Below are 8404 nucleotides of genomic sequence, written 5' to 3' on the forward strand. Positions count from 1 at the left end.
AGACGGCCGCGGTCGCCCGGGTGTCCCGGGGCCCGGCCGAACTCCTCGGCCGGGCGCTGTTCGTCCGCCCCGACGGCTCGTACGAAGGCGGCCTCGGCGGCCGCCCGGAGCGGGACCGCACGGCGGCGGACGAGGCGGGCGCCCTGCTGGCCGAGGGCCGCACCGGCGCGTTCACCCTGCCCGAGGACCCCGATCTGACGGTGTTCGTCGAGTCGAGCGTGCCGCCGCCCCGGATGATCGTCTTCGGCGCCGTGGACTTCGCCGCGGCACTCGCGCGCACGGGCAAGTTCCTCGGCTACCACGTGACCGTGTGCGACGCCCGCCCCGTCTTCGCCACCCGCCTCCGCTTCCCCGAGGCCGACGAGATCGTGGTCGACTGGCCGCACCGCTATCTGCGGCAGACGGAGACCGACGCCCGGACGGTGCTGTGCGTGCTCACCCATGACGCCAAGTTCGACGTGCCGCTCCTGGAGGAGGCCCTGCGGCTGCCGGTCGCGTTCGTCGGCGCGATGGGCTCGCGCCGCACCCACGAGGACCGTACCCGCAGGCTCCGCGAGGTCGGCCTCACCGACCGCGAACTGGCCCGGCTGCGCTCGCCCATCGGCCTCGACCTCGGCGCCCGTACGCCCGAGGAGACCGCCCTGTCGATCGCGGCGGAGATCGTCGCGGCGCGGCGGGGCGGCACGGGCGTGCCGCTGACCGGCTCGGGGACGCCCATTCACCGTGAGGAGGGGGCCGGAGCCCACGCGGCCGCGTGACGCCCCGGCCTCCTGCACGGTGCTGCCGACGAAGATCATCTCCGGTTGACAGTGATCCGGCGTGACGGAAAGGCTCGTTACGTCGTGCATCAGCTGAAAACCGAGGAGTGATCCTTCCCGGATGCCTTCGTACTACGTGGCTTCCGACATCGGTGGCACCTTCACCGACACCGTCGTGATCGATGACAACGGACGGGTCGGCAGGTACAAGTCCTCCACCGTTCCCGACAACCCCGCCGAGGGGGTGCTGGGCACCCTGGTCGACGCCGCGGAGGAGCGCGGCGTCGACCTGGCCGAACTGCTCGCGGACGTCGAGACGTTCGCCCACGGCACCACCATCGCCACCAACGCCCTGCTCGAAGGCCGCACCAAGAAGGTCGGCCTGATCCAGACCCGCGGCTTCGGGGACACCCTGACGACCATGCGCGGGTTCAAGGGCACCGGACTCGAGGAAGAGGAGATCAAGCGGTTCCGCACGCTGGTGAAACAGCCCCCGGCCGTGCCCCGTTCGCTGACCGAGGAGGTCACCGAGCGCGTCGACTACGCGGGCCGGGTCGTCTGTCCGCTGGACGAGGACGACGTGCGGCGCGCCGTGGCGCGGCTGCGGGACGCCGGGGCCGAGGTGTTCGCCGTCTCGCTGCTCTGGTCCTTCGCCAACGACGCGCATGAGCGCCGGGTCGGGGAGATCGTGGCCGAGGAGGTGCCCGGGGCGAGCGTCACCCTGTCGAGCGCATTCCTGCCGCGGATCGGGGAGTACGAGCGCACCCTGACCACCGCGGTCAACGCGGGCCTGCGCCCGCTGCTGGGGGCGTCGCTGGACAGCTTCGAATCCACCCTGGCCGCGGCGGGCCTGCGGACCGGGCCGCTGCTCATGCAGTCGGGCGGCGGGCTCGCGACCTTCGCGGAGGCGGAGAAGCGCGCGGCCGCGGCCGTGATGTCCGGGCCGGTCGGCGGGGTGGTGGCCTCCCAGTACCTGGGCAGCCGCGACCAGCACCGCAACATCGTCACCACCGACATGGGCGGCACCAGCTTCGACGTCGGGCTGGTGCTGGACGAGCGTCCCGTCATGTCCAACACCACCCTCATCGGCCGCGACCGGCTCGCCCTGCCGTCCGTGGCGGTGCGGGCGATCGGCGCCGGCGCCGGTTCCATCGCCTCCGTACGGGGCGGGGTGCTGACCGTCGGGCCCGAGAGCGCGGGCGCCCGCCCCGGACCGGCCTGTTACGGGCGCGGTGGCGAGCGTCCCACGGTCGCCGACGCGGACCTGGTGCTGGGCTACCTCAACCCGGACAACTTCCTCGGCGGGCGGCTCACCCTCGACGTCGAGCGCGCCCGCGCCGCCATCGAGGAGCACATCGCCCGGCCGACCGGTCTGACCGTCGAACAGGCCGCGGAGGGCATCAAGACCATCGTGGACGCCCGGATGGCCGACCTGGTGCGCCAGGTGACGGTGGAACAGGGCTACGACCCGGCCGACTTCGCGGTGTTCGCGTACGGCGGCGCGGGACCGCTGCACGCCTTCTCCTACGGCGCCGAACTGGGCTGCCCGCAGATCGTCGTCCCGCTCACCGCCTCCGTCCACTCGGCGTTCGGCATCGGCAGCTCGGACCTGACCATGGTCGAGGAGCTGTCCAAGCCCCTCCAGGCGCCGCCCGGCACCACCGACTACGGGGACGCCCTGCCGCCGGACGAGATCGAGACGGCCTTCACCGAGCTTCAGGACAAGGCCGCGCGCGGGCTCGTCGAGGCCGGTGCGGACCGGGAGACCGTGACCTTCACCCGGTCCGTCGAGATCCGGTTCCGGGCCCAGATCCATGTGCTGACCGTCTCCTTCGACGACGGCCCGATCACCGCCGAGGGCGTGAACGCCATGGTCGCGCGGTTCATCGACAGTTACGAGGGCCGGTTCGGCAAGGGCTCGGCGTTCCCCGAGGCCGGGGTGGAGATCACCACCTTCCGGGTCGTCGCCGCGAGCCCCGTCCCCCGCGCCGAACTCGAGACCGGACGCCTGCCCCAGGGCGTCGGGTCCGTGGCCGGGCCGGGCAGCCGCCGGGTGTTCAGCGACGGCGAGTGGACCGACGCCGCCGTCTACCGCGCCGAGCACCTCCACGAGGGCTTGCGCATCGACGGCCTGGCCATCGTCGAACTGCCGGACACCACCGTCGTCATCGGCTCGGGCCAGGAGGCCGTGGTGGACCGGCTCGGCGGCATCGTCATCCACAACCGCCCGTGAGCAGCGCCCCCGATCAAGGAGCAACGATGAACACCGCCGCACGCACGACCGCGGCCGCGAACGGGACGGCTGCGAACGGGACGGCCGACCCCGTCAACCCCGTCACCCACGAGGTGATCCGGCACAAGCTCTGGTCCATCAACGCCGAGGGCGCCACCACCGTCGAGCACGTCTCCGGCTCCCCGGTCGTCCACGCCACCGACTACAACTTCGGCATCTACACGGCCTCCGGCGAGATGGCCGTCATCGGCACCTACCTGCTGACCCCGGTCTACACGGGGGCGATGGCGATCGAGGAGTTCCAGCGCCGGTACGAGGACATCGAACCCGGTGACGTCTTCATCATCAACGACCCCTACATCGCCGCGATGCACCAGAACGACGTGCAGTTCTGTAGCCCGGTCTTCCGGGACGGCGAACTGGTCGCCTGGCTCGGCTGCATGGCCCACCAGGTCGACCTCGGCGGCATGGACCCGGGCAGCTGGTGCACCACCGCCACCGACGTGTACCAGGAGGGCATCCGGATCCCGCCGGGCCGGATCGTCCGCAAGGGCACGGTCAACCAGGAGCTGTGGGACACCATCGTCGCCAACTCCCGCATGGCCAACACGGTCGCCAACGACTTCCGCGCCTTCCTCGCCGGACTGCGCGTCGCCGAGCGCCGCTTCCACGAGCTGTGCGACCGCTACGGCAGCGACCAGGTGCGCACCACCATGGAACGCACCCTCGACCACAGCGAGGCCGATCTGCGGGCCATGCTGGAGGAGCTGCCGGACGGGGTGTACGAGCACACCTCGTACCTGGACCGCCCGGACGGGTCGGGGAACGACGGCGACCAGGGGATCGAACTGCTGGAGGTCCCCTGCCGGATGGAGAAGACCGGCGACCGGCTGGTCTTCGACTTCTCCGGCTCCAGCCCGCAGAGCCCCGCGTACGGCATGACCACCCGCGGCGGGCTGCTCGGCGCCGTGGCCACGCTCATGCTGTGCACCTTCGGCTCGGAGATCCCCTGGAACCACGGCATCATGCGCCCGGTCGAGGTCAAGGCGCCCGACGGGCTGTGCGTCACCGCCGTCGAGCCGATGCCCGTCAGCGGCGGCGCCGCGGGCGCCAACTGGACGGCGACCTGCTCCGCGGGCGGCGCGATCGCCAAGATGCTGAGCTTCTCCGAGCGTTACGAGAGCTTCGCCTTCGGCCCGAGCGACGGATCCTGGCAGCTGAGCCAGTTCGGCGGCGCCGACCAGCACGGGCAGCCGTTCGCCTCGATGTACATGGACTCGCTGATGTGGGGCGGGCCCGCCTTCTCCTTCCGCGACGGCGTGGACGCGGGCGGCGCCATGGTCATCCTCGGCGGCGGCGCGACCGACGTCGAACAGCAGGAGATGCGGCACCCGCTGATGTACCTGTGGCGCCGTCAGGTCCCCGACTCCGGCGGCGCGGGCACCTACCGCGGCGGCAACGGCATCCAGTTCGCCCTCACCCCGATCGACACCCCGGAGGTGACCGGCGTCCTGGGCACCCATGGCGTCTCGCTGCCCAACCGCACCGGCCTCTTCGGCGGCCTGCCCGGCTCGTGCGCCCGCTTCGAGCGGGTCACCTCCGCGGCCCCGCTGGACCGGCTGGCGTCCGGACAGGCCATCACCCGGCTCGCCGAACTCGACGGCAGCCATGAAACGCTGCCCGGCGTCTCCCCGGCGGCCCGCATCGCCCACGGCGACGTCTTCGAGTGCACCGTCCAGAACGGCGGCGGCTACGGCGACCCGCTGCTGCGCGACCCCGCCCGGGTGGCCGCCGACGTCGAACGCCACGCGGTGACCCAGGACACGGCCGCCCGGCTGTACGGAGTCGCCCTGACCCCGGACGGCGGCGTGGACGAGCCCGCGACGGCGGCCCGCCGGGAGCGGATCCGCGAGGACCGCCGGGCCCGCATGACCGCCCCGGCCGCCGGGGCGCCCGCGGCGGCGGGAGAGCCCACCGGGATCTGGGGCAGCGCCCTCAGCACGTTCCCCGGCCCCGACGGGCCGTCGGCCGCATGCCGCCACTGCGGAGCCGGACTCGGCAGCCTGTCCGGCGGCTGGGAAGGGCTCGCGGGCCGGGTGACGCTCGGCGCGGACGACCTGGGCCGGGACGTCCGCGTCCACGACGCGCTCACCGTCGTCGCCTACGTCTGCCCGCACTGTGTGACGTCCCTGTGGGTCGACACCGAGCCGGTCGCGGGCAAGCCCTGGCGCGACTTCGCCGCGCGCGCCTGAGCGTCGTCGGAGACGCGGGTGCCCCGGCCGGAAGGGATTCCGGCCGGGGCACCGGGCGGTGCGGGTGATCAGTCCTGCGGGGTGCCCGCGGGAAGCTGGCGCCACGTCACCGTGGTGCGGGTGTGGAACGCCCAGTCGAGCATCTTCTTCGCGTCCGGGTACCGCTTGCTGTCGCCGAGGAGCACCCCGACGACCGTCCGGCCGTTCCGCTTGGCGGCGAACACGATGCACTTGCCGGCGGCCGTGCCGGTACCGGTCTTGATGCCGATGGCGCCGTCGTACGAGCCCAGCAGCTTGTTGCTGCTGTTCCAGTAGTAGGTCCGGGTCCGGCCGTTGGCCGCCGGGGCCTTCTGCTCGGTCCCGACCGACTTGACCACCGTACGCAGGGTGGCGTTGCCGAGCGCGTGCCGCGCCAGCTTCGCCAGGTCACGGGCGGTCGTGTAGTTGGCGCCATGCGTGGAGATGCCGTCGAAGGAGTCGTACTGGGTCTTGGTCATCCCCAGCGCGTCCGCCTTCTTGTTCATCTTGGAGATGAACGACTTGGTGCGCTTCGCCGTGGTGCTCCCGCTGCCGAAGGTGTCGGCGAGGGCCATCGCGGCGTCACAGCCGGACGGCAGCAGCATGCCGTACAGCAACTGCTTGACCGTGAGCTTGTCGCCCTGCTTCAGGTCCGCGGCGCTGCCGCCACTGGTCCTGATGTAGTCCAGGTACGCCTTCTTGACGGTGACCTTCTTGTTGAGGTTCACCCCACGGGTGTCGAGCACCACGACGGCCGTCATGAGCTTGGTGATGCTCGCCATCTGGCGCTTGGTGTCCGGACTCTTGCTCCACAGCTTCTTGTTCGCGCTGTTGTCGAGCAGGTAGGCGCCCTTGGCGGCGATGCCGGACGGGCCGGCGGCGGCCCGTGCGGCCGGTGCGGCAGCGGGTGCCGCCTGCGCGCTCGCCACCGGTGCGGCGACCGCCAGTGCCGCCGTGGACGCGATGACCGCCGCTCCCCAGCGGCGGACCGCGTTACCCCCATGTCTTCCCATACGCCCTCGCTCTCCTCAGATGATGGATGGGCGCTGGCATCCTCTCACCGGGCGAGAAATGATGATGTGTCGGGTCTCAGCTGGCGGACATCAACTGAGCTGGCGGACATCAACTGGCGGACGTCACCCAGTCGTAGGCCGCCCGCGCGTCGAACTCCCGCTGCCCGCCCCGGAAGATCAGCCCGGCGTGGTCGTACGCCGATCCGCCCCCGGCGGCGTGCTCGTCGTACGGGACGGCGACGCAGCGCATCCCGGCCCGCCGCGCCGCCTCCACCCCCGGCCCGGCGTCCTCGATCACCACACAGTCGGCCGGATCGGTGGCCAGCAGTCGCGCGGCCGCCAGGAAGACGTCCGGCTCGGGCTTGCCGCGCCCGATGTCCTCGGCGGAGACGTAGAGCGGCAGCAGCGCGTCCAGACCGGTGGCGGTCAGCGCCGCCTCTATCGCGGGCCGGGAGGAGCCGGACGCGACGGCGATCGGATGCCCGGCGGAGTGCAGCAGCTCGGCGAACGCCCGCATCTCGGGGAAGACGGTGGTGGAGGTGCGGACCAGTTCCAGGTAGTGGCCGTTCTTGACGGCGAGCAGCTCGTCCACCGGCGCGTCGAGCGCGTACCGCGCGCGCAGGGTCTCCAGGGTCTCGCGGGTGCCGATCCCGATGAACTGGGTGTGCTCCTCCCAGCTGAAGCCGGTGACGCCGTACTGCGCGAGGGTGCGCCGGCCCGCCTCGTAGTAGTTGGGCTCGCTGTCCACGAGCGTGCCGTCGAGGTCGAAGATCACGGAAGGGGTTCGCCGGATGCTCATACGGACCAGCATGCCAAGTACGTGATCAAGGCCGACGGCGGGTTCCCGCGGTCTGCCCCACGGCGTCGACCAGCGGCAGCATCCGATGGCGCACCCGCTCCCTGAGCACCATCTCGGTGCGGGTGCGGACCACCCCCGGCAGCCGGATCACCCGCTGCACGACGTCCTCCAGATGCTCGTTGTCCCGCGCCACGACCCGGGTCAGCAGATCACCCGCGCCGGTGGTCGAGAACACCTCGATGATCTCCGGGACGGTGGCCAGCGCGTCGCCCACGTCGTCCAGATGCCCCTGGGTGACCTCGATGTGCACGAAGGCCAGCACCGGGTGGCCGAGGGCGGCGGGGGAGAGCGACGGCCCGTAGCCGGTGATCACGCCGTCCCGCTCCAGCCGGTCCAGCCGTGCCTGCACGGTGCCGCGCGCGACGCCCAGGATCCGGGCGTACTCGCGCACGCTGGTGCGCGGCTGCTCCAGCAGCAGCCGCAGGATCTTCGCGTCGAGCGCGTCCACCGCGTCCACCGGTGCGGGCATGGGCCATCGGCTCCCTCGTGGTCGGTTTCCCGGGCGGACGACTGTACCAATGGCCCAGCGAAATGGTGATCGCTTGAGCCGATGGCGGCGGGGTGCTTCTCTTGGGAGCAGATGGCGTTGCGCTGGGCTGCGCCGGACGGCAAGGAAGCCGCATCCGGGTCCCCGCAGCGCCTTTGTCATGCCCGGACGTCGGACGTGAAAGGGACAGGTCACAGGGGTGCTGCGGGAGTTTCAGACGGCGGTGAGGCCGTGCGTGACCATGTTCGCGGCTCCGGACCCGGGGCTGCGGCGGCTGCGGATCTCGGCGCGGGCCGTGCTCGGCGTCGGCTCGGCGGTCGCCGCGGTGGCGTGGGCCGGGCTGCCGCTGTCCGCCGCGGTCGTGGGCGGGCTCGCGGCGCTCCTCGCGCTGTTCACCGTGGCGGACCCGACGCCCCGGCGCCAGGCCGTCACCACCGCCCTGCTCCCGGCCGTCGGCCTCCCGGTGCTGGCGCTGGCCGTCGCACTGCACCGGATTCCGCTCGGCCGCGACGCCGCCTTCCTCGCGGTGGTCTTCTGCGGTGTCGCGGCCCGGCGGTGGGGGCCGCGCGGCAACGCGCTCGGCATCTTCGCGTTCATGATGTTCTTCGCGGCGCAGTTCCTGGAGGCGGGGCCGCGGGAACTGCCCGTGCTGGCCGTCGCGGTGCCCATGGGCCTGGCGGTCGCCGCGTTCGTACGGTTCGGGGTGTGGTGCATCGAGCGGCGTACGCCCGGGGCGCCCGCCGCCGCGCCCGCGCCGCCGGGTGGGCGGGGCCTGGCACGGCCC

Annotated in this window: 6 protein-coding genes and 1 pseudogene; 4 read left to right on the forward strand and 3 right to left on the reverse strand. The window is 72.4% G+C overall.

Annotated features, from left to right (window positions below; all coding sequences use genetic code 11):
* The 3 genes from EEJ42_RS37265 to EEJ42_RS37275 form a co-directional block, all read left to right on the forward strand.
* Nucleotides 1–758: XdhC/CoxI family protein (locus EEJ42_RS37265; protein ID WP_184503461.1), on the forward strand; the 758-nt coding region annotated here is incomplete at its 5' end.
* 121 nt (nucleotides 759–879) lie between these two features.
* Entirely contained in the window at nucleotides 880–2991 is a 2112-nt protein-coding gene (locus EEJ42_RS37270; protein ID WP_123106614.1) for a hydantoinase/oxoprolinase family protein, read from the forward strand.
* A 26-nt stretch (nucleotides 2992–3017) separates the two neighbouring features.
* Nucleotides 3018–5243: a hydantoinase B/oxoprolinase family protein gene (locus EEJ42_RS37275; RefSeq protein ID WP_123106615.1), complete on the forward strand. Its 2226-nt coding sequence runs from the start codon at nucleotides 3018–3020 to the stop codon at nucleotides 5241–5243.
* Between the two features lie 68 nt (nucleotides 5244–5311).
* Here the strand turns inward: EEJ42_RS37275 and EEJ42_RS37280 are convergent, their stop codons facing one another.
* From EEJ42_RS37280 to EEJ42_RS37290, 3 genes are all read right to left on the reverse strand, one after another.
* Complete coding sequence (locus tag EEJ42_RS37280) at nucleotides 5312–6274, reverse strand: D-alanyl-D-alanine carboxypeptidase family protein (RefSeq protein ID WP_123106616.1); 963 nt, start codon at nucleotides 6272–6274, stop codon at nucleotides 5312–5314.
* A 109-nt stretch (nucleotides 6275–6383) separates the two neighbouring features.
* Nucleotides 6384–7073, reverse strand: coding sequence for an HAD family hydrolase (locus EEJ42_RS37285; RefSeq protein WP_123106618.1), 690 nt, complete (start codon nucleotides 7071–7073; stop codon nucleotides 6384–6386).
* 25 nt (nucleotides 7074–7098) lie between these two features.
* Entirely contained in the window at nucleotides 7099–7602 is a 504-nt protein-coding gene (locus tag EEJ42_RS37290) for an Lrp/AsnC family transcriptional regulator (protein ID WP_123106617.1), read from the reverse strand.
* Between the two features lie 259 nt (nucleotides 7603–7861).
* On the opposite strand from EEJ42_RS37290, the pseudogene EEJ42_RS37295 reads away from it, so the two are divergent.
* Nucleotides 7862–8404 (forward strand): annotated as a pseudogene (locus tag EEJ42_RS37295) (FUSC family protein); the annotation flags it as partial.

The sequence above is a fragment of the Streptomyces botrytidirepellens genome (assembly GCF_003721215.1).
In the GTDB taxonomy this organism is placed as follows: Bacteria; Actinomycetota; Actinomycetes; order Streptomycetales; family Streptomycetaceae; genus Streptomyces; species Streptomyces himastatinicus.